The sequence below is a fragment of the Rhizobium sp. AAP116 genome, assembly GCF_001295785.1.
Taxonomy (GTDB): Bacteria; Pseudomonadota; Alphaproteobacteria; order Rhizobiales; family Rhizobiaceae; genus Allorhizobium.
In genome coordinates, this window is the sequence record NZ_LJIB01000011.1 from 101,839 (window position 1) to 121,961 (window position 20,123).

The window sequence follows — 20,123 nt, forward strand, 5'->3', positions numbered from 1 at the left end:
GAAAATGAGAAAGACTGCATTGCTTTGTGCCCTCGCCATGGGCACGTCCCTGTCACCAGCCTATGCCGGTTCCGGCCCGATCAAGGTCGTGCTGGCCGAAGAGGCTGATCTTCTCGAACCCTGCATGGCGACGCGCTCGAATATCGGTCGTATTATCATGGAGAATGTCAGCGAAACGCTGACCGAACTCGATGTGCGCGGCGGTGCTGGTGTTCAGCCGCGCCTCGCCGAGAAGTGGGAGCAGAATACCGACGGCAGCTGGCGCTTCCATCTGCGTCAGGGGGTCAAGTTCTCCGACGGCACCGCCTTCGATGCCAAGGACGTCAAGCATAGCTTTGACCGCATCATGAGCGACAAGAACACCTGCGAATCCCGTCGTTACTTCGGCGGCATGACGGTCACGCCGACCGTCGTCGACGACTACACGGTTGATTTCAAGGCCGACCCGGTCCAGCCGATTCTGCCGCTGCTCCTCACTCTGGTCACGATCGTTCCGGAAGAAACACCGCTGGAATTTGTTCGCGAGCCGGTCGGGACAGGTCCCTACAAGCTCACCAACTGGACCCCTGGCCAGCAGATCGTTCTGACGGGTCGCGACGACTACTGGGGTGCGAAGCCCGAGGTGACGGAAGCAACCTATCTGTTCCGCGCTGACCCAGCGGTCCGTGCGGCCATGGTTCAGGCAGGTGAAGCCGATCTCTCTCCGTCCATTTCCCTGGTCGAAGCCACCAACCCGGCGACCGACTTCTCCTATCTGGACAGCGAAACCGTCTATCTGCGTGTCGATCACAACATCGAGCCGCTGAACGATGTCCGCATTCGCCGGGCGCTGAACCTTGCAGTCGATCGCGAGGCCTTCCTCGGCACGCTGCTGCCGGAGAGCGCACTGCTCGCCACCGCAATCGTGCCGCCACCGACACTCGGCTGGAATCCAGACGTCAAGGTGCCGTCCTATGATCCAGAGGCAGCCAAGAAGCTGATCGAAGAGGCAAAGGCGGATGGCGTGAAGGTCGATACACCGATCACCATCATTGCCCGTTCGGCCAACTTCCCGAACGTCACCGAGATCATGGAGGCGATCCAGCAGCAGATGCAGGAAGTCGGCCTCAAGATCGAGCTGAAGTTTGTTGAGGTCGCCGAACACGAGCAGTATTACTCGAAGCCGTTCGCAGAGGGCCGTGGTCCGCAGCTGGTCGCTGCCATGCACGACAACTCGAAGGGGGATCCGTCCTTCTCGATGTTCTTCAAATATGCAACGGAAGGTACGCAGTCCGGCTTCTCCGATCCGAAGGTCGACGACCTGATCCAGCGTGCATCGGCTGCTGTCGGCGATGATCGTGCAAAGCTCTGGTCGGAAGCGATCGCCTATCTGCATGACGAAGTGGTCGCCGATGTGCTTCTCTTCCACATGGTCGGTTTCTCGCGTGTCTCCGAGCGTCTGGACTTCAAGCCGACAATGGCGACGAATTCCATGCTCCAGCTCTCCGAGATCAAGATCAAGTAACCGTCTGGCGGGCGCCGCCCGTACCAATGCAAGACATGCGGCGGGATGATCCCGCCGCACCGTTTTCTTAGAGGACGCCATGCTGAGCTTCATCCGAAAACGCGCCGTGGCCAGTTTGATCTCGTTGGTCGGACTTGTGGTCATGGTCTTCTTCCTTTCTCGCCTGACAGGTGATCCGGCAGCCCTGTTCCTGCCGGTCGAAGCCTCCGAGGAGATGAAGAATCAGTTCCGGGAATTGCATGGCCTCAACGATCCCTTGCTGGTCCAGTTTGGCCGCTATGTCGGCGATGTCGTGACGGGTGATCTCGGCGAATCCCTGCGCAAGGCGCGGCCGGCGCTCGACGTGGTCCTCGAAGCTTTCGTCTGGACGCTATGGCTCGCCGTCATCACCATGAGCTTGGTGACCGCTGCCGCCATCGTTGTCGGCTCACTCGCCGCCTTCCGGGCCGGCGGCTTTTTCGACCGTTTCTCGTCCATCGTCTCGCTGGTGGGAGCCTCCGTCCCGGATTTCTGGCTGGCCATCGTCGCGATCGTCATCTTTGCGGTGAACCTCTCCTGGCTGCCGACGTCGGGGACTGGGTCAGTCTGGCATTGGATCCTGCCAATCGGCGTGCTCTTCGTCCGGCCTTTCGGCATCATCGTGCAGGTCGTGCGGGGCTCGATGATATCGGCGCTCTCATCGGCCTATGTCAAAACCGCGCGGGCCAAGGGTGTGAAGTCGACCCCGATCATCTTCATCCACGCGCTGCGCAACGCCATGTTGCCGGTCATCACCGTGATCGGCGATCAGGCTGCGAGCCTGCTCAACGGTGCCGTCATCATCGAAACCATCTTCGGCTTTCCGGGCGTGGGCAAGTTGATGATCGATTCCATCTTGCAGCGCGACTTCAATGTCGTGCTGGCCGCGATCCTCGTCACGGCGCTCGCCATCTTCCTCATGAACCTGCTGATCGATCTTGCCTATGCGCTTCTCGATCCCCGCATCCGGAATTGAGGAGAAGGCATGTCCATCGAAGCAACCGCCATCATCGACGAACCGCCGTTCCTCAAGCGCATGTTCCGCATGCTGCTGGCTGACAAGTTTGCGCTTTGCGCCGCGATCTTTCTGCTCATCATTCTCCTGATGGCCATAATCGGCCCAAGCTGGCTGGGCGACCTCGCCACCAAGCAAAACCTGCGCGGTCGCAATGCAGCGCCCTTTGATTTCGAGAGAGCATGGGTCTGGTGGATGGGCGCGGATGCGCTCGGCCGGCCGCTGCTGGCTCGCATCATTGTCGCTACCCAGAACACCGTGATGGTCGCGGCCGGTGCCGTGCTGATCTCGGCTGTCATTGGAACGGTTCTTGGCCTCATCGCCGGCTTTTCCTCACCGCGCGCCAGCCAGGTCATCATGCGGCTCGCGGATGTTATCATGTCCTTTCCATCGCTGCTGATTGCGGTCATCGTGCTTTACATTCTCGGGTCCTCGATCCTGAACCTGATGATGGTGCTCGCGATCACCCGCATCCCGGTCTATCTGCGCACCACGCGGGCCGAAGTGCTCGAGATCCGCGAACGCATGTTCGTGCAGGCGGCGCGGGTCATGGGCGCGTCGAGCAAGCGCATCCTGTTCCGGCATATCCTGCCGGTGGTCTTGCCCACTTTAACCACGCTCGCCACCCTCGACTTTGCCTATGTCATGCTGGCCGAAAGCGCGCTGTCGTTCCTCGGCATCGGCATTCAGCCGCCGGAGATCACCTGGGGCCTGATGATCAGCCAGGGGCGACAATACCTCACCAATGCCTGGTGGCTCTCCTTCTGGCCAGGGCTCGCGATCATCCTGACGACGATGTCGCTCAACCTGCTCTCCAACTGGCTACGGATCGCGCTTGATCCGGTGCAGCGCTGGCGTCTGGAAATGAAAGGAGCCAAGAATGGCTGACCATCTTCTCGAAGTCCGCAACCTCTCGGTCGAGTTCCACACGGCAGTCGGCGTCGTGAAAGCCGTGCGCGACATGTCCTACCATCTCGACCGTGGCGAGACGCTCGCGATCCTCGGCGAAAGCGGGTCGGGCAAGTCGGTGTCGTCTTCGGCGATCATGAACCTGATCGACATGCCGCCTGGTCGCATCTCCTCGGGTGAAATCCTGCTCGACGGTGTCGATCTCCTGACGATGCCGCTGTCGCAGCGACGCGAAATCAACGGTCGCAAGATCGCGATGATCTTCCAGGATCCGCTCAGCCATCTCAATCCGGTCTATACCGTCGGCTGGCAGATCCGCGAGGCGCTCACCACGCATGGCACGGACAGCACGAAAGCCCAGGCAGAGGCCCTTCGCCTTCTCGGTCGTGTCGGCATTCCCGATCCCGAACACGCCCTCGACAAATATCCGCACGAGTTTTCCGGCGGTCAGCGCCAGCGTGTGATGATCGCCATGGCGCTGGCCTTACGTCCCGATCTCCTGATCGCGGACGAGCCGACGACCGCGCTTGATGTCACCGTGCAGGCCGAGGTGTTGGCGCTTCTCAAGGAGTTGCAGCGCGAGACCGGTATGGCCGTTCTCATCATCACGCATGATCTCGGCGTCGTGGCCGAGATTGCGGATCGGGTGGTGGTGATGGAAAAGGGCGTGTTGGTCGAGGCTGGCACGGTGCGCGAGGTCTACAAGAATCCGCAGCATCCCTATACGAAGAAGCTGATCGCGGCAGCGCCGGGCAAAGGCGAAATGCATCAGCCGCTGAAGGGTGCCGAACCCGTGCTGAGCGTGCGAGACGTGCGCAAGAACTATGGCGCATTTGCTGCCTTGAAGGGCGTCTCCTTCGACCTGCTGGCCGGTGAGACGCTGGCAGTTGTCGGCGAAAGCGGTTCGGGAAAATCGACGCTCGCCCGCATCCTGTTGCGGCTCGACGAGCCGGATTCCGGGTCGGCGCTGTGGAAGGGCAGGGACCTTTTCCAGCTGTCGCCCGCCGAACTCTACAAGCTGCGTCGCGATCTGCAGATGGTCTTCCAGGATCCGACACAGTCGCTCAATCCGCGCATGACCGTTTACCAGCTGATCTCGGAAGCCTGGGTCATCCATCCCGATATCCTGCCCAAAGCGAAGTGGCGGGAGCGGGTGGCCGAACTGTTGACCCAGGTCGGGCTCGGACCCGAGCATATGGGTCGCTATCCGCACCAGTTTTCCGGCGGCCAGCGCCAACGCATCGCGATCGCCCGCGCTCTCGCGCTCGAACCGCAATTGATCATCTGCGACGAGGCCGTATCGGCGCTCGATGTCTCGGTCCAGGCCCAGGTCATCGCGCTTCTCGACGGGTTGAGAAAGCAGATGGGCATCGCCTTCATCTTCATCGCCCATGACCTGCCGGTCGTGCGAGATTTCGCCGACCATGTGATGGTCATGCAGAAAGGTGAGGTCGTGGAACTCGGCACGGTCAGAGAGATCTTCGAGACGCCCAAGGAAGCCTATACCCGGGCGCTGCTCGCCGCCGGGCTTGATCCCGATCCCGACGTGCAGGCACAGAACCGTGCCGCACGTCTAAGCCGCGCCTCGTAAGTTAGAAAATTCCGGAGAACATCGTCATGTCGAAAAAGGCCTTCGTCGCGCTCGTCACCTGCTTCAACGAGGACGAGACGATCAATTACGAAGCCACCCGAGCTCAGGTGCGCCGCCAGGTGGCTGCGGGCAACAACATCATGTGCGCCGGCACTAATGGCGATTTCACCGCACTCACCTTCGAGGAAAAGGTAAAGCTCGCCGAAGCCGTGGTCGATGAAGTCGGCGGTAAGGTCGACGTGATCGTTAATGCCGGAATGCCGGCGACCTTCGAGACGATCAAGCTGGCGAAGGAATTCGACCGGATCGGCGTAACGGCAATTGCCGTCATCACCCCCTTCTTCATCGCCTGCACTCAGGACGGTCTCATCCGGCACTTCTCGACGGTTGCGGATGCGGTGAAGACGCCGACCTATCTCTACGATATCCCGGCCCGCACCCAGAACCACATTGAACCGGAGACCGCGCGCAAGCTCGCAACCCACGGCAACATCGCTGGCATCAAGGATTCGGGCGGCGCCAAGGAGACGCTGGAAGCCTATCTTGCGGTGTCCCGCGACATGCCTGGCTTCGATGTCTATTCCGGGCCTGACCATCTCGTGCTCTGGGCGTTGCAGAATGGCGCTGCCGGCTGCATTTCCGGTCTCGGCAATGCGCTGCCGGATGTGCTCGCCGGTATCCTCAAGGGCTACAACATCGGCGACATCGCGGAAGCCGAGCGGCAGCAGGCCGTCTTCACGGCCTTCCGCACCGATCTCTATGCGCTGGGCTTTGCGCCTGCCATGGTCAAGCGGGCGCTCTTCCTCCAGGACAGTTCGGTCGGCGCCAGCCGCCAACCGGCACTCTTGCCGGATCCGGAGCAGGACGGAAAGATCGCGGATATTCTTCGGCGATTTGGTCTCTCGGTCCAGTCCCACTAGAGCACGTTAGGTACCTTGGCGACCGCGGCCTTGATGGTATCCGCGGTCGGTAAGGATTTGATCCTCAGGCCGCGCTAGGCCGATGCACGGTCTTAATCTCGAGGAAGTCTTCAAGACCGAACATACCACCCTCACGGCCATTGCCCGACTGCTTGTAGCCGCCGAACGGGCTGCCATAGCGATGTGGCGCGCCATTGATATGCACCATGCCGGCGCGAAGGCGCGCTGCAACACGTTCGGCGCGGTCGAGATCACCGGACTGGATATAGGCGGCCAGACCGTAATTGGTGTCGTTGGCAATCTCGATCGCTTCCTCCTCAGTGTCGAAGGGAATGATCGCCAGCACCGGACCGAAGACCTCATCGCGGGCGATGCGCATCTGGTTGTTGACGCCGGCAAAGATGGTTGGCTTGACGTAGTAGCCTGTCTCGAAACCTTCGGGCTTGCCCGGGCCTCCGACGAGAAGCTCGGCGCCTTCAGCGATGCCTGCCTCGATCAGGGTCTGGACGCGGCCATACTGGATGTCGCTGACCAGCGGGCCGATATGTTCGCCGGCTTCTTCCGGATTGCCGACGCTGACCTCGCTTCCCACGCGCTGGGCGATTTCTACCGCCTGATCGTAAACGGAACGCTGGATCAGCAGGCGCGTCGGAGCATCGCAGGACTGGCCCGAATTGTTGAAGCATTCGAGCACGCTGCCGGTAATGCGCTCTTCGAGATCCGCATCCTCGAAGACGATGTTGGGCGACTTGCCGCCGAGCTCCAGGGTTACGCGCTTCACGGTATCGGCGGCATCCTTGCTGACGGCTGTGCCGGCGCGGGTCGAGCCAGTAAAGGACATCATATCGATATCCCGGTGTTTCGAGAGCGCTGCACCGACATTGGCGCCATCGCCATTCACAAGGTTGAACGTCCCGGCCGGGAAGCCCGCTTCGTGTACCATCTCGGCGTAGAGCAGGGCGTTGAGAGGCGTGAACTCGGAGGGTTTCAGAACGCAGGTCGAGCCTGTCGCCAGTGCCGGAACGACCTTCAGGGCGATCTGGTTGATCGGCCAGTTCCAGGGGGTGATGAGGCCACAGACGCCGATCGGTTCGCGCAGCACGATGTCGCCGTTCGGCAGTTCTTCGCGCAATTTGATGCGCTTCAGGGCCTCGATGAAACCTTCGAGATGGCCGACGCCGACATGCGCCTGCTGGTCGGTGCTCATGGTGATCGGGGCGCCGAGTTCGAGCGTGATCGTCCGTGCCATCTCGTCGTAGCGGCGGGTGTAGATCTCAAGCAGCTTTTCGAGAAGTGCAATGCGTTCATCGAGGCTGGTGCGGCTGTAGCTCTGAAATGCGGTCTTGGCAGCGGCAACCGCGCGGTCGATATCGGCGGTCGTCCCCATCGAGATCACGGCGATCGGCTTTTCGGTCGCGGGATTGATGACCTCAAGGTCGTGAGGCGCGATCGGGTCGACCCACTCGCCGTTGATGTAGAACTTGCGCTTGTCGAGCATGCTAGCCTCCCCGTCAGATTGTCTTGTGTTTTGCGTCGAGCCAACCGGTGATCAGCTCCCGATATCGTTCGCCGCTGAAGCTTGGAAAATGGCCGCCATGCACCAGACGCACCTTCAGCCGCAGCAGGCGCTCCATCGAAGCGTGATAGTCATTGGCGTTCGAGTGGTAGGTGTCCTCGATCAGCGGACCGTCGTAGAGAATGTCGCCGGAAAACAGGATTTCCGTCGCCTTCTCGTAGAGCGCGATGCCCCCGGGGGAATGGCCGGGAGTGTGAATGATCTCGAATTGCCGATCGCCGAGGTCGACCATGTCGCCGTCCTCCAGTAGGCGCGTCGCCGGCGCCCGCTTCACCGCATAACACTTCGAGCAATAGGGCTCGGGCGGCAGGGCGTCGAAAATGTCGTCGGTAACATAGGGGTCGGCCAGCGTGTTCTCGCGTGTCGGATCAGCGAGCAGATCTGCCTCTGCCGAATGGACCGCACGGCATTCGAACTCGTGGTGGCAGCCGATGTGATCGAAATGGGTGTGGCTTGCCACCGCGATCAGCTCACGCTCCGTGACAAGCGGTACCCATTCGCGAAGCGAAACAACGCCCATGCCACTGTCAACAAGCATGTCGCGATCGCGCCCGCGCACATGCCAGATGTTGCAGCGATAGAATTCCTGGATATGCGGCTCGCAGATATAGCTCACATCGTCGTCGAGACGGCGGACGCTGTACCAGTCCTCGGGGCGGATGCGCGGTTTCATCACGTGTCTCCTACGCTTCGACCAGAGCAACGATGGTATCTGCCTTCACCGTCAACTCGAGTTCATCGCCCGGCTGCGGGTGTGCGGTTTGCGGCAGATGGGCGGTTATCACGATCTCGGAATGGCCTTGGGGCTGAAGGTGGCATCGGTGGTGCGCTCCGAAGAATGCGCTGTCGGTGATCCGCGCATGGCCGAGCGCAACCATTGCGCCCTCCTCGCCGGCGGACCGGAAATGTTCGGGGCGAATGCACAAGGTGATCTTTTGCTCTGGCGAAGGCGTGCCCCCGGTGAAAGCCGTGATGGGAATGATGGCTGAGCCGAGCGCCGTTTCCACCTGCGCTTCGCCTTCCGTAATCGAGATCACCCGACCGGGCAGGAAGTTCGCCTCGCCCATGAAGCCTGCGGCAAACAGCGAGCGCGGCCGCATGTAGATTTCCGAGGGTCTGCCGACATCCTCGATCCGGCCGTGGTTCATCACCACGATCCGGTCGGCAATCGCCATGGCCTCTTCCTGATCGTGGGTGACATGGATGAAGGTGGTGCCGATACGCTTCTGTATGGCTTTCAACTCGTCCTGCATCTGACGACGAAGCTTCAGATCCAGTGCCCCGAGCGGTTCGTCGAGCAGCAGCACATCAGGATCGACGGCAAGTGCGCGGGCAAGCGCCACACGCTGACGCTGGCCGCCGGAAAGCTCGTGCGGCTTCTTCGATGCGGAGGCCTTGAGCCCCACGAGATCTAGCATGGCGAGCGCCTTTTCACTGCGCTCGGCCTTTCCCATACCGCGCATGCGCAAACCGAAGCCGACATTGTCGATGAGCTTCATGTGCGGAAACAGCGCGTAGTCCTGGAACATGGTCGTGGTTGGTCGTTTTGCCGGCTCAACATGCGTCATGTCCTTACCGCCGATGGCGATCGTGCCAGCGCTCGGCTCGATAAAGCCACCTAGGATCGAGAGCAGGGTCGTCTTGCCGCAGCCAGAGGGGCCGAGAAGCACGATGAACTCGCCGGCGGCAATTTCCAGCGAGACATCGTCGAGCGCGCGGAAGGCACCGAAGACTTTCGTGGCGTTTCGGATCGAGACGTCTGCAGTCATTGGGATTTTCCGGATTTTCTGAAAACGGCGAGTTCCATCACGATGAGGAACGCGACGGAGATGAGGAAGACGACGCTGCCGATGGCATTGGTCTTGGGGTCAAGGCCGGAGCGCAGCATGCTCCAGATCTCGACCGGCAGCGTGACGTCGAAGCGCGACAGCAGGAAAGAGATGATGAATTCGTCCCAGCTGAAGGTGACCGACAGGAAGAAGGCGGCAAGGATGGACGGCATCAGCATCGGCGCCGTGACGAGCGTCATGACTTGCCAGTCCCGGGCCCCAAGATCGCGAGCGGCGCGTTCGATGTTGACCTGGTGGCCGCCCATGGAGGCGTAGATGATCGCAAAGCACAGCGGCAGGTTGATCACGACATGACCGATGCCGACGGTCCATAGCGACAGCGAAACATTGAGCCTGGACAGCATCGACAGCAGGCCGAGCCCGATGATCAGTGTGCTGACCGTCATCGGCGCGACGATCAGGGCGCGCTGCAGGCCGGATGCGGGAAGCTTGTAGCGGGCAAAGGCATAGGCTGCGAGGAAACCGAGCAGGCAGGAGATTGCAGACGATACGATGGCAACGACGAGCGAGTTAAAGAGCGCTGCCATCAGCTTTTTATCGGCGAAGATCTCGCCATACCACTTCCAGGTCAGGCCATGCAGGGGTGGCACGGGTAGCGTGCCGTCCTGGAAGGAGAAGATCACGAGAACGGCGACCGGCAGGAAGATGAAGAGATAGAGCCCGCCGGCATAAAGGATCGCAAGTGCCATGTTGAGATGTCGCATGGTCACGTCCTCTCCATCTTCAGCCAGCGGGCGCAGGCGAGATAGGCGATCGTCACGACCACCATCAACACCAGCGACAGGGCGGCTGCCATGGGGAAATCCGCGCGGCGGCCGAGCTGCAGCATGATCACCTGCGGCAATACGAGCTCATTGTTGCCGCCGAGGATCTGCGGGGTGATGTAGTCGCCGATGCACAGCACGAAGGTGAGGAAGGCACCGACCATGATGCCGGGAAGCGTCAGTGGCAGGATCACGTGCCAGAAGGTCTGAAAGCCGTTTGCGCCGAGATCGGCTGCTGCACGGCGGTAGTTCGGCGAGAGCTGAACGAGATTGGCATAGATCGTTAGCGTCAGCAGCATGACGAAGAAATGCACGAATCCAATCACCGTGCCGGTCCGCGTTGCTGACAGTTCGAGCGGCTCGGCGATCAGGCCGGTCCACATCAGGGCCTGGTTGACGACACCGCCCTTGGACAGCACCAACAGCCAGGAATAGGAGCGCACCACATAGGAGGTCCAAAACGGCAGGATCGCCATGATCAGCGCAAAGCGCTGCCAGCGGCGTGGCACGCGTTCGGCGATGATCCAGGCCAGCGGATAGGCAAGCAGGATCGAAATGACCGTGACGGTGAGCGTCACTTCGAGCGAATTGAACAGCGCTTTGAGAAGATGCGGCTTGCCAAAGAAGGCCGCGTAATTGTCGAGCGCCCAGACGGCGACGATCTCGCGGCCCTCGCGCTTCCAGAAGCTGATTGCCGCCATGTAGAGGAAGGGCACGAGAAAGAAGGCCACGGTCCAGAGGACTGCCGGCAGCGCGAATCCCCAGGCCTTGCGGCGTTCTCTGCGCTCGAGCGCGGTGGCGGTCATCGACGGGACACTCCGTTCTTTCAGGGCAATCGCCTCGGCTGGCGGGTTTTCATGATGGCCGATCTCAAAGGCAGCGACAAACTTCAGGGCTCAATTCTGCCGAATGCGCGCAGTTCTTCACCCGAGCATGTGACCCGCCCGGGCCGCGATGCTCGTCAAGAAATAACAACGTGAGGGAAGGCTTGGGGCGCGGACGGAAGACACCTCCCGCGCCCTTTATGGGCAGCGCCTACTGCTGCAGCATTTCGGTCCAGACGTCCTGCATGGCCGCGTCGAGATCGGCATTGGCCATCGGATATAGCTGGGTGTTCTTCAGGTATTCGGGCTGCTTGTCCCAACGGAGCGCCGTCTTCTGCTGGTCGGTGAGCTGCTCGCCGGCCTTCGCGTTTGCCGGCATGCCCCAGTAGCAGGACGAGGTGGCAAGACGGGCCTGGCCTTCGGGGCTCAGGATGTACTGCACGAACTTGATGGCCAGATCCTGCTTGGTTGAATCCTTGAACACGCCGATCGACTGCGCCCAGCGCAGGGCGCCCTGCTTCGGGACGGTCCAGTCGAGGTCCGGCTTCTCGGCGGTGAGACCTGCGGTCACCCATTCGCCGCCGCCGAGGATGATGTCGACTTCGCCGCTGACGAGCGCCGTCTGCGAGGCCACGACATCGCTCACCTGGCGCGAGACCTTCTTCATCTCGAAAAGTTTTTCCTTGATCGCCGGGAGATCGGCTTCCGTCAGGTCGGCGGTGTTCTTGCCTATGGCAAGGCCCGTCAGACCGATCATCGGCAGGTAGTAGTCATAGAGAGCGATGCGGCCCTTGTATTTCTCGGACCAGAAGATCGACAGGTCTTCCATGTCCTTCGGATCGACCTTGCTCTTGTCGTAGGAAATCGTGTTGTAGCCGAACTTTTCCGTCACGGCGTAGATCTTGCCGTCCTTGGTGTTGTTGGCCTCCATGCGGACTTCCGGAAAAATGTCGGCCATCGGCAGCTTGTCGGCCGGAATTTCGGCGAGAAGATCCATTTCGACGGCGCGCGGCACGTCGACACCATCGATCACGAAGACGTCCCAGTCGCCCGGGCGCGACTGCTCGACGATCGAGAGACCGGCGCCGGTTCCCTCGTATTCCTTGAGATTCACCTTGACGTTGTTCGCCTTTTCGAAAGGCTCGATCAGTGCCGGGTCGGTGTGGTCGCACCAGACGAGGGCGTTCAGCTCCTCCTGGGCATGAGCCCCGCCGGACAAGGCGGAGATGGCAACGGTCGCAAGAAGCAGGCGGCGGGAGAGCCCGCCCAGTACGGTCTTTTCCATAAGTTCACCCTCTTGTCGAAGGCCCCGAGCGGACCCTCGCGTTGATCAGAATAGCGCTCGTTTCGGCGCCTTGAGAAAAAGATTGAGTGAATTCATTTTTTAAGTCAATCTCAAATTTGAGGAGATTCCAACGGAGTTAGCCATGACCGGATTGCGCGCCCGACAGAAGGCCGACAGGAACCGTCGCATCCTGGAAGCGGCCACCACCCTGTTCCGCGAACAGGGTTACGACAGTGCGCGCATCGAGGACATCGCCGAGATGGCAGAGGTCTCGGTCGGCACACTTTACAACTACTATCAGAACAAGGGCGATGTTCTCGTCGCCACGGTTTCGATGGAAGTGACCGAAGTGCTCGAGGCCGGCGAACGCATTGTCGCGAACCCGCCACTCAGCGTCATCGAGGCGCTCGGTGCCCTGATCAACCAGTATTACGATCACTCGCTCGTCTATCTCAGCAAGGAGATGTGGCGCACCGCCATGGCATCTGCGATCCAGCAGCCTGAGACGCCGCTCTCAAAGCGCTATACGGAACTTGACGGGCGCCTCTGTGCCCAGGTCGTTCAGCTGATCGAGACGCTCCAGCGGCGTGGCGTAGTCATCGCCGGCGTCGACGCGCGGGCGCTCGGAGAGGTCTTCTTCAACAATCTCAACATGATGTTCATCGAGTTTTGCAAGTACGAGAGCATGCCGCTTGAAGAGCTCAAGGCCCGTGTCGCCGAGCAGAACCGCCCGATCGCCGAGTTGATCAGCAGCGTCAAGCGCGTCTGACGCCACCGAAATCCCGAAGAAATGACAGAGATGACAGATCATACGACCGCAGTGCTTTCCGCAGCCGATGCCCTGGTGGCAGCCTTCGGTCGCCACGACACCAAGGCCTATTTCGATGCCTTCGCGCCGTCGGCGACTTTCATCTTCTACAATCTCGATCGCACTCTCGCGGATCGCGCGGCCTATGAGGCGGAATGGGCGCTGTGGGAAACCCGCGACGGCTTTAGCGTCAAGGCCTGCAGCTCAACGAACCGCAGCGTACACATCGTCGGCGATGTCGCCATCTTCACCCATGCGGTGGAGACCGATCTCGTGATCGGCGGCGAAGCGATGACGAACCACGAGCGTGAGACGATCGTCTTTGCCCACCAGCCGGACGGTCGATGGCTCGCCATTCATGAGCATCTTTCCCCGCTCCCAATGTAGTTGTTGTTTGTGACTGGGCTACTTGCGGTTCATTGGCTAGACGCCATCGGCTGCCAACGCATGGTCTGCATCTGAATTCTTTATGTGATGTACCGCTCCTACAATGTGAGACACGAAAGAAAAGCCAGATTGCCCATTGCGGCCTGGCTGGGGGCGGGTCACTCGCCGGTTCTGCTCAGGCTTTGTGATCCAGGAGACCTTGAGCAAGACGAACTGATCCACCGCCGCGATGACCAGGTTCTGGACGTCCTCGCTCTCGATGCACTCAGTTGTCTCGACATGGGCAATGGCTTCGCAATCACGGATCCGAGACCGAGCGCACCGGAACCTTCGGCCATCTGTGAGTTGATCCGCCGGCCACGAGCCCCCTTTTGCCCTGAAGGTCGAAAGATGGCGGCGGCAGCTTGGCCATGGGCCTCTCACCGAGCGGGTGAGCTGAAAGAGAGGCTCCATCATGTCACGGTTCGGATTGTCGATGTCGATGATGATGACGTCTGGCGGCAGTGTCTGCTCCGTCTTGGCAGTTCCCTGCCCCTCGAGAGCAGCTGTGACGTGCTAACGACCTGCCTTGCGCAGCAAACCGTGCTCGCTCATCGCTGCGCGAACAGCGTTGTCATGGATCACAAGGATAGTGAGGTCGAGGTGGTTCTTAAGCGATTGAGGACGCAATGCTGCAAGGTTGGCAAGCTTGCGGCCTAAGTTTTGAGCCTGCGGCCATGCTAACTGGTTTTAGAGCAGATCGGCGGCTTGACTGAACAGCGAGGCCAAAAAACAAACCCCCGGAGTGGTCTATTCCGGGGGGCTGGCGGTGAAGCGCAGGCTAGGCCGATATTCGTTCTCGCTCAGTCATGCCCCTTGGGCTGCAGCGATATCTGCCGTGCCAGCGCGAGCGAGATCAGCGTGCAGACGGCCCCCGACAGAAGGTAGAGGCCGGCTGCAAACAGACCGAACCAGGTAGACAGCAACAGTGCTGCCAAAGGTGCAAACCCTGCCCCGAACATCCAGGAGAGTGCCGAGACCATCGCGGAGGCCGTGTAGCGATTTCGACGGTCAAACAGCGAGGCGATGGTTCCGGAGGACTGGGCGAAATTGAAGCCGAGAATTACGAAACCAACCATCATGTAGGCGACGACACCGGCCTGGCCGCCGTTCAGCAGCAGAGGCGCCGTCAGCGCGAAGGCACCGATGGCCCAGGCCCCCCACACGAGGATCCTGTCACGGCCGATACGGTCCGAAAGCCAGCCGGAGAACAGCATGGCAAGGATGCCGACGGCAGCACCGGCCGCTTCGATCAGGAGGAAGGTGCCCGGCGCCTCGTCCGTGTAGAGGAAAATCCACGAAAGCGGGAAGACCGTGACCATGTGGAACATGGCAAAGCTCGCCAGCGGCACGAAAACGCCAAGCAGAACCGTGCGTCCGTCCTGCGACAGGGTGGCGCGCAATCCCGTCGGGGTTAGCTCGTTCGTCTCGAAGAGTTCCTTGAACTCGGGCGTGTCGACGATGCGCAGACGCGCAAAGAGCGCGACTACATTGATCGCGAAGGCGACAAAGAATGGATAACGCCAGCCCCAGTCGAGGAAGTCGGCGGCCGACAGCGTCATGACGAGGTAGGCGAACAGCACGGCGGCGACGGCAAGACCAACCACAGCGCCAAGCTGCGGGATCATGGCATAGAAACCACGCTTGTCCTTCGACGCAGTGATGGCCAGCAGCGGTGCAAGGCCATCCCAGGTGCCGCCAAGCGCCAGACCCTGGCCGATGCGCAAGAGCGCCAGCATGGCGATTGCCCACCATCCGGCGGTTTCATAGGACGGCACCAGCCCCATGGCGACAGTGGAAGTTCCCAGCAGGAAAAGCGCCACCGTCAGCTTGGTCACGCGGCCATGTCTGCGGTCGAGGGCTGTGAAAATCACAGTGCCGAGCGGTCGTGCCACGAAGGCGAGAGCCACCAGCACGAATGACCAGAGCGTCCCGGTCAGCGGATCGAGGAACGGAAAGATGCGCGCCGGAAAGACGATGACGGACGCGATCGCGAACACGAAGAAGTCGAAGAACTCCGACGTGCGCCCGATGATGACGCCGACAGCGATATCGGACGGTGAAACGTGATGGTCATCGTCTGAAGTTGTGCGGCCGTTCTGTGCGGCCGGGGGTGCAGAACCGGTCATGCTCGCCATGTCGCGGGATCACTTTCTCGATTGTACTGGGCGGGCGCGCACCGGAGGATACAGCCTTCGCCTTAGTCTAACATGCTGAAATGAAATGCCGCAGGTGCGGCCAAATTGACAGGTGACAAATTGTCGTATGTGCTGCACCGCAAAACCCAACTAACTAGCTTGGCGAATGTCAATGGTCGTCGAGTGGTGTTCGGGGGGACCCCTGCTCTGTGACCCGTCAGCGTATCAGGGTAAGAGATGCAAGAGCTTCGCCTCCCGAAAATATTGGCCGCCGTGGTGGCGGTCCTTTTCCTGTCCGCCTGCAAGGCTGAAGTCCTTGCTCCCACCGGCGACGTCGCCGCCCAGCAGCGTGACCTTCTGGTCATCTCCACGCTTCTGATGCTGATCATCATTATTCCGGTGATGGCGCTCACCTGCTGGTTCGCCTGGCACTACCGCGCATCCAACAGTGAGGCGATCTACAGGCCGAATTGGTCCCACTCGACCAAGCTCGAGCTGATCATTTGGGCGATCCCCCTGATGATCATCATCTGCCTTGGAGCGCTGACATGGGTCGGCACCCATCTTCTCGATCCCTACAGGCCACTGGCCCGCGTGTCTGCGGAGCAGCCGCTCGATCCGCAGCAGGAGCCGCTTGAGGTTCAGGTCGTGGCACTCGACTGGAAATGGCTCTTCATCTACCCGCAATACGGCGTCGCCACGGTGAACGAACTTCCGGTCCCGGTCGATCGGCCGATCCGATTCTCGCTGACCTCCTCTTCGGTGATGAATGCATTCTACATCCCGCACATGGCCGGTATGATCTACGCCATGCCCGGCATGCAGACGACGCTGCACGGTGTTTTCAATAAGGAAGGTACCTTCCAAGGGCTCGCCTCGCATTACTCGGGTGCCGGCTTCTCGGGCATGCGCTTCAAGGCAAACGCAACCGACGCTGCCGCCTTCGAGGCCTGGGTCGAGGAAGCGCGCGCGGGCAGCGACAAGCTGGACCGGGCGAAGTATCTCGAGCTCGAGCGTCCCACCGAGAACGTCACGCCGATCACGTTTGCCAGTGTCGATCCGCAGCTATTTCCGCGCGTGGTCAACATGTGCGTCGAAGACGGCAAGATCTGCATGGCCGAAATGATGGCGCTCGACGCCCAAGGCGGAACGGGTCTCGCCGGAACGGTCAACATGAGCGCCCTGATCTACGACAAGCATGAACGTCGCGGCACGCGCGAGCCGGTCTTCGGCTGGGAACCCTTCAAGGTTCTCGGCTTCTGCTCGGCGGAAGAGCTGGAGCAGATGCTGGCCGCAAAGCCTGCTTCCTACAACGACCAGCCCGTCGTTTCGGGTCCACTGATGGGACACAACATGCCGCAGCCGGTATCGCCTTTCGGCGGTGAGGCCGAACGTTTTCTCACGCTCGTCCGGCAGGCATCCGGCAATGCGCCGCAACTCTGACAGGAATTTGGCATGGCTACGATAGACCATTCCACCACGCTTCTTCTCGGTCGCCTCAATTGGAGTGCGATCCCGACGGACCCGATCGTGCTTGCAACCTTCGTTGTGGTTGCGGTCGGTGGCGCTGCAACGGTGGGCGCGCTGACCTATTACCGCCTTTGGGGCTATCTCTGGCGGGAATGGCTGACCTCTGTCGATCACAAGAAGATCGGCATCATGTATATAATTCTGGCGTTGGTCATGCTGGTGCGAGGCTTCGCCGACGCCATCATGATGCGCCTTCAGCAGGTGCTCGCCTTCAATGGCTCGGAGGGCTATCTTAACGCCCATCACTATGACCAGATCTTCACCGCTCACGGCGTGATCATGATCTTCTTCGTGGCGATGCCCTTCGTCACGGGACTGATGAACTACGTCGTGCCGCTGCAGATCGGCGCGCGAGACGTCTCGTTCCCCTTCCTCAACAACTTCTCCTTCTGGATGACCGTCGGCGGTGCCGTACTTGTCATGGCCTCACTCTTCGTCGGTGAGTTCGCGCAGACCGGCTGGCTTGCCTTCCCGCCACTGTCGGGCATCGGCTACAGTCCGTGGGTCGGGGTCGATTACTATATCTGGGGCCTCCAGATCGCCGGCGTTGGAACGACGCTGTCCGGCATCAACCTGCTCGTCACCATCGTCAAGATGCGTGCCCCGGGCATGACCCTGATGCGCATGCCGGTCTTCACCTGGACGGCACTCTGCACCAACATCCTCATCGTCGCCTCCTTCCCGGTTTTGACGATGACGCTGATCCTCCTGACGCTTGATCGCTACGTGGGAACGAACTTCTTCACGAATGATCTCGGCGGCAATCCGATGATGTATATCAACCTCATCTGGATCTGGGGTCACCCGGAAGTTTACATCCTCATCCTGCCGCTCTTCGGAGTTTTCTCGGAGATCACCTCGACCTTCTCCGGCAAGCGGCTCTTCGGCTACAGCTCGATGGTCTATGCCACCGTCTGCATCACGATCCTGAGCTATGTCGTCTGGCTGCACCACTTCTTCACAATGGGTTCGGGTGCCTCGGTGAACGCCTTCTTCGGCATCACCACCATGATCATCTCGGTACCCACGGGGGCCAAGATCTTCAACTGGCTCTTCACCATGTATAAGGGCAGGGTGCGCTTCGACCTGCCGATGATGTGGACGGTCGCCTTCATGCTGACCTTCACCATCGGTGGCATGACCGGCGTTCTCCTTGCCGTCCCGCCGGCGGACTTCGTCCTGCACAACTCGCTCTTCCTGGTGGCGCACTTCCACAACGTCATCATCGGCGGTGTGTTGTTCGGCTGCTTTGCGGCGATCGCCTATTGGTGGCCCAAGGCTTTCGGCTTCCAGCTTAATGTCTTCTGGGGCAAGGTCTCCTTCTGGAGCTGGGTCAGCGGCTTCTGGCTCGCCTTCATGCCGCTCTACGTGCTCGGCCTGATGGGGGTCACCCGCCGCATGCGCGTCTTTGATGATCCGGATCTCAGGATATGGTTCATTCTGGCAGCGCTGGGCGCCGTGCTGATCGCTGTCGGCATCGCCGCCTTCTTCATCCAGATCGCAGTCTCGATCTGGAACCGGAAGGACAACATGGATGTCACCGGCGACCCATGGGATGGTCGCACGCTCGAATGGGCGACGTCCTCCCCGCCGCCGGCATATAACTTCGCCTTCACGCCTGTCGTCCACGATCTCGACGCCTGGCACGACATGAAGCAGGTTGGCCAGACACGCCCGAAGGCACCCTATCTGCCGATCCACATGCCGCGTTACACCGGCTCAGGCGTCATGATCTCCGCGCTTGCCACGCTCTGCGGCTTCGCGCTGGTCTGGTACATCTGGTGGCTGGCGGCCGTGTCCTTCCTCGCGATCATCGCCGTGTCGATCGCCCATACCTTCAACTACGATCGGGACTATTACGTCCCCGTCGACGAGGTCGAGCGTGTCGAAAAGGCGCGTGAGCGCGAACTGGCAAGCGTAGGAGCGCAACAATCGTGAGCACCGTCACCCAAACCGATACGCCTGCCGTCTATTGGGAAACCGAGCCGCATCACCATCCGGAAGGCGCGTCGACGCGGCTCGGCTTCTGGATTTACCTGATGAGCGACTGCCTGATGTTTGCAGTCCTCTTCGCGGTCTTCGCCGTGGTCGGCCAGAGCTATGCGGCCGGTCCCGGCCCCAAGGCACTCTTCGAGCTGAACCTGATTGCGATCAACACTGGCTTCCTGCTGGTCTCCTCGATCACTTTCGGCTTCGCCATGCTCGCCATGTATGAGGGCAGGCAGGCCCGCATGCAGATCTGGCTTGCCATCACTCTCCTGCTCGGCCTCGCCTTCCTGGCGCTCGAGATCTACGAGTTTCATCACCTGATCGAGCTCGGCGCTGGTCCGCAGCGCTCGGCCTTCCTGTCGGCCTTCTTCGCGCTGGTCGGCACGCACGGCCTGCACGTGCTGTTCGGCTGCATCTGGCTTGTCACGCTGATGATCCAGGTCAATCAGAAAGGCCTGATCCCTGCCAACACCCGACGCATGGAATGCTTGAGCATGTTCTGGCACTTCCTCGATGTCATCTGGATCGGGGTCTTCACCTTCGTTTATCTTCTGGGGATGATCTGATGTCGCAACACTCCATCAAGCCCCATGGCCACAACGACCATGGTCACGACAGCACCGGTCATGATCATGGCAGCTACCGGTCATACCTGACCGGCTTCGTGCTAGCCGCGATCCTGACGATCATTCCCTTTGCAATTGTCATGAGCGGTGGCTTCGAAAGCCGCGTCTTGACCGCGGTGACCGTGATCGCCTTCGCTGTCGTCCAGGTTCTCGTCCACATGGTCTACTTCCTCCACATGAACACCCGGTCGGACGAAGGCTGGACCATGCTGTCGATGATCTTCACTGTCATCGTCGTGGTGATCATGATCGCTGGCTCCGTCTGGGTCATGTACAACCTCAACACCAACATGATGCCATCAATGGATCACGAGAGCTTCCAGGGCTTCGGCTCCTGAGACAGCGAGGTG

Annotated in this window: 18 protein-coding genes and 1 pseudogene; 11 read left to right on the forward strand and 8 right to left on the reverse strand. The window is 60.6% G+C overall.

The window, feature by feature from the left end; translation table 11 throughout:
* The first annotated feature begins 4 nt into the window (after positions 1 to 4).
* The 5 genes from IP85_RS08820 to IP85_RS08840 all read left to right on the forward strand — a co-directional run bounded on the left by IP85_RS08820 (position 5) and on the right by IP85_RS08840 (position 5,957).
* Positions 5 to 1,504 carry an ABC transporter substrate-binding protein gene (locus tag IP85_RS08820; RefSeq protein ID WP_054149306.1) on the forward strand — a complete coding sequence of 500 codons (1,500 nt, stop codon included), beginning with the start codon at positions 5 to 7 and terminating at the stop codon, positions 1,502 to 1,504.
* A gap of 79 nt (positions 1,505 to 1,583) precedes the next feature.
* Positions 1,584 to 2,498 carry an ABC transporter permease gene (locus IP85_RS08825; RefSeq protein ID WP_054149307.1) on the forward strand — a complete coding sequence of 305 codons (915 nt, stop codon included), beginning with the start codon at positions 1,584 to 1,586 and terminating at the stop codon, positions 2,496 to 2,498.
* Between the two features lie 9 nt (positions 2,499 to 2,507).
* Positions 2,508 to 3,425 carry an ABC transporter permease gene (locus IP85_RS08830; protein WP_054149308.1) on the forward strand — a complete coding sequence of 306 codons (918 nt, stop codon included), beginning with the start codon at positions 2,508 to 2,510 and terminating at the stop codon, positions 3,423 to 3,425.
* Positions 3,418 to 5,037 carry an ABC transporter ATP-binding protein gene (locus tag IP85_RS08835; RefSeq protein WP_054149309.1) on the forward strand — a complete coding sequence of 540 codons (1,620 nt, stop codon included), beginning with the start codon at positions 3,418 to 3,420 and terminating at the stop codon, positions 5,035 to 5,037. Before IP85_RS08830 ends, IP85_RS08835 begins: the two co-directional genes overlap by 8 nt.
* 26 nt (positions 5,038 to 5,063) lie before the next feature.
* Entirely contained in the window at positions 5,064 to 5,957 is an 894-nt protein-coding gene (locus IP85_RS08840) for a dihydrodipicolinate synthase family protein (protein WP_054149310.1), read from the forward strand.
* A gap of 64 nt (positions 5,958 to 6,021) precedes the next feature.
* Here the strand turns inward: IP85_RS08840 and IP85_RS08845 are convergent, their stop codons facing one another.
* The 6 genes from IP85_RS08845 to IP85_RS08870 all read right to left on the reverse strand — a co-directional run bounded on the left by IP85_RS08845 (position 6,022) and on the right by IP85_RS08870 (position 12,256).
* Entirely contained in the window at positions 6,022 to 7,455 is a 1,434-nt protein-coding gene (locus IP85_RS08845) for an aldehyde dehydrogenase family protein (protein ID WP_054149311.1), read from the reverse strand.
* A gap of 13 nt (positions 7,456 to 7,468) precedes the next feature.
* Positions 7,469 to 8,206 (reverse strand): MBL fold metallo-hydrolase, encoded by a 738-nt coding sequence (locus IP85_RS08850; protein ID WP_054149312.1) that lies wholly within the window; start codon positions 8,204 to 8,206, stop codon positions 7,469 to 7,471.
* 10 nt (positions 8,207 to 8,216) lie between these two features.
* Positions 8,217 to 9,302: an ABC transporter ATP-binding protein gene (locus IP85_RS22670; RefSeq protein WP_054149313.1), complete on the reverse strand. Its 1,086-nt coding sequence runs from the start codon at positions 9,300 to 9,302 to the stop codon at positions 8,217 to 8,219.
* Positions 9,299 to 10,087: an ABC transporter permease gene (locus IP85_RS08860; protein WP_054149314.1), complete on the reverse strand. Its 789-nt coding sequence runs from the start codon at positions 10,085 to 10,087 to the stop codon at positions 9,299 to 9,301. Before IP85_RS08860 ends, IP85_RS22670 begins: the two co-directional genes overlap by 4 nt.
* A gap of 2 nt (positions 10,088 to 10,089) precedes the next feature.
* Positions 10,090 to 10,953 (reverse strand): ABC transporter permease, encoded by an 864-nt coding sequence (locus IP85_RS08865; protein WP_054149315.1) that lies wholly within the window; start codon positions 10,951 to 10,953, stop codon positions 10,090 to 10,092.
* 229 nt (positions 10,954 to 11,182) lie between these two features.
* Positions 11,183 to 12,256, reverse strand: a complete 1,074-nt coding sequence (locus tag IP85_RS08870) for a spermidine/putrescine ABC transporter substrate-binding protein (protein ID WP_054149316.1) — start codon at positions 12,254 to 12,256, stop codon at positions 11,183 to 11,185.
* Positions 12,257 to 12,398: 142 nt separating this feature from the next.
* On the opposite strand from IP85_RS08870, the gene IP85_RS08875 reads away from it, so the two are divergent.
* Entirely contained in the window at positions 12,399 to 13,025 is a 627-nt protein-coding gene (locus tag IP85_RS08875) for a TetR/AcrR family transcriptional regulator (RefSeq protein WP_054149317.1), read from the forward strand.
* A 30-nt stretch (positions 13,026 to 13,055) separates the two neighbouring features.
* Positions 13,056 to 13,451 (forward strand): nuclear transport factor 2 family protein, encoded by a 396-nt coding sequence (locus IP85_RS08880; protein WP_054149500.1) that lies wholly within the window; start codon positions 13,056 to 13,058, stop codon positions 13,449 to 13,451.
* Positions 13,452 to 13,871: 420 nt separating this feature from the next.
* Here the strand turns inward: IP85_RS08880 and IP85_RS22540 are convergent.
* Positions 13,872 to 14,045 (reverse strand): annotated as a pseudogene (locus IP85_RS22540) (two-component system response regulator); the annotation flags it as partial.
* 248 nt (positions 14,046 to 14,293) lie between these two features.
* Positions 14,294 to 15,628: an MFS transporter gene (locus IP85_RS08890; protein WP_054149319.1), complete on the reverse strand. Its 1,335-nt coding sequence runs from the start codon at positions 15,626 to 15,628 to the stop codon at positions 14,294 to 14,296.
* Between the two features lie 237 nt (positions 15,629 to 15,865).
* On the opposite strand from IP85_RS08890, the gene cyoA reads away from it, so the two are divergent.
* From cyoA to cyoD, 4 genes are read left to right on the forward strand one after another with little or no spacing between them, the layout of a single operon-like run.
* Positions 15,866 to 17,071, forward strand: coding sequence for a ubiquinol oxidase subunit II (gene cyoA / locus IP85_RS08895; RefSeq protein WP_054149320.1), 1,206 nt, complete (start codon positions 15,866 to 15,868; stop codon positions 17,069 to 17,071).
* A 12-nt stretch (positions 17,072 to 17,083) separates the two neighbouring features.
* Complete coding sequence (gene cyoB / locus IP85_RS08900) at positions 17,084 to 19,096, forward strand: cytochrome o ubiquinol oxidase subunit I (protein ID WP_054149321.1); 2,013 nt, start codon at positions 17,084 to 17,086, stop codon at positions 19,094 to 19,096.
* Positions 19,093 to 19,713: a cytochrome o ubiquinol oxidase subunit III gene (gene cyoC, locus IP85_RS08905; RefSeq protein ID WP_054149322.1), complete on the forward strand. Its 621-nt coding sequence runs from the start codon at positions 19,093 to 19,095 to the stop codon at positions 19,711 to 19,713. Before cyoB ends, cyoC begins: the two co-directional genes overlap by 4 nt.
* Entirely contained in the window at positions 19,713 to 20,111 is a 399-nt protein-coding gene (gene cyoD, locus IP85_RS08910; protein ID WP_054149323.1) for a cytochrome o ubiquinol oxidase subunit IV, read from the forward strand. Before cyoC ends, cyoD begins: the two co-directional genes overlap by 1 nt.
* Positions 20,112 to 20,123 lie beyond the last annotated feature (12 nt).

What these genes read in the sequence shown, in the direction of transcription:
- IP85_RS08865 (WP_054149315.1), bottom strand. Translation starts at nt 10,953, where the DNA reads ATGACCGCCACCGCGCTCGAGCGCAGAGAACGCCGCAAGGCCTGGGGA.
- IP85_RS08835 (WP_054149309.1), top strand. Translation starts at nt 3,418, where the DNA reads ATGGCTGACCATCTTCTCGAAGTCCGCAACCTCTCGGTCGAGTTCCAC.
- cyoA (WP_054149320.1), top strand. Translation starts at nt 15,866, where the DNA reads ATGCAAGAGCTTCGCCTCCCGAAAATATTGGCCGCCGTGGTGGCGGTC.
- IP85_RS08890 (WP_054149319.1), bottom strand. Translation starts at nt 15,628, where the DNA reads ATGGCGAGCATGACCGGTTCTGCACCCCCGGCCGCACAGAACGGCCGC.
- IP85_RS08845 (WP_054149311.1), bottom strand. Translation starts at nt 7,455, where the DNA reads ATGCTCGACAAGCGCAAGTTCTACATCAACGGCGAGTGGGTCGACCCG.
- cyoB (WP_054149321.1), top strand. Translation starts at nt 17,084, where the DNA reads ATGGCTACGATAGACCATTCCACCACGCTTCTTCTCGGTCGCCTCAAT.
- cyoD (WP_054149323.1), top strand. Translation starts at nt 19,713, where the DNA reads ATGTCGCAACACTCCATCAAGCCCCATGGCCACAACGACCATGGTCAC.
- IP85_RS08825 (WP_054149307.1), top strand. Translation starts at nt 1,584, where the DNA reads ATGCTGAGCTTCATCCGAAAACGCGCCGTGGCCAGTTTGATCTCGTTG.
- IP85_RS08860 (WP_054149314.1), bottom strand. Translation starts at nt 10,087, where the DNA reads ATGCGACATCTCAACATGGCACTTGCGATCCTTTATGCCGGCGGGCTC.
- IP85_RS22670 (WP_054149313.1), bottom strand. Translation starts at nt 9,302, where the DNA reads ATGACTGCAGACGTCTCGATCCGAAACGCCACGAAAGTCTTCGGTGCC.
- IP85_RS08820 (WP_054149306.1), top strand. Translation starts at nt 5, where the DNA reads ATGAGAAAGACTGCATTGCTTTGTGCCCTCGCCATGGGCACGTCCCTG.
- IP85_RS08870 (WP_054149316.1), bottom strand. Translation starts at nt 12,256, where the DNA reads ATGGAAAAGACCGTACTGGGCGGGCTCTCCCGCCGCCTGCTTCTTGCG.
- IP85_RS08875 (WP_054149317.1), top strand. Translation starts at nt 12,399, where the DNA reads ATGACCGGATTGCGCGCCCGACAGAAGGCCGACAGGAACCGTCGCATC.
- IP85_RS08830 (WP_054149308.1), top strand. Translation starts at nt 2,508, where the DNA reads ATGTCCATCGAAGCAACCGCCATCATCGACGAACCGCCGTTCCTCAAG.
- IP85_RS08840 (WP_054149310.1), top strand. Translation starts at nt 5,064, where the DNA reads ATGTCGAAAAAGGCCTTCGTCGCGCTCGTCACCTGCTTCAACGAGGAC.
- IP85_RS08880 (WP_054149500.1), top strand. Translation starts at nt 13,056, where the DNA reads ATGACAGATCATACGACCGCAGTGCTTTCCGCAGCCGATGCCCTGGTG.
- IP85_RS08850 (WP_054149312.1), bottom strand. Translation starts at nt 8,206, where the DNA reads ATGAAACCGCGCATCCGCCCCGAGGACTGGTACAGCGTCCGCCGTCTC.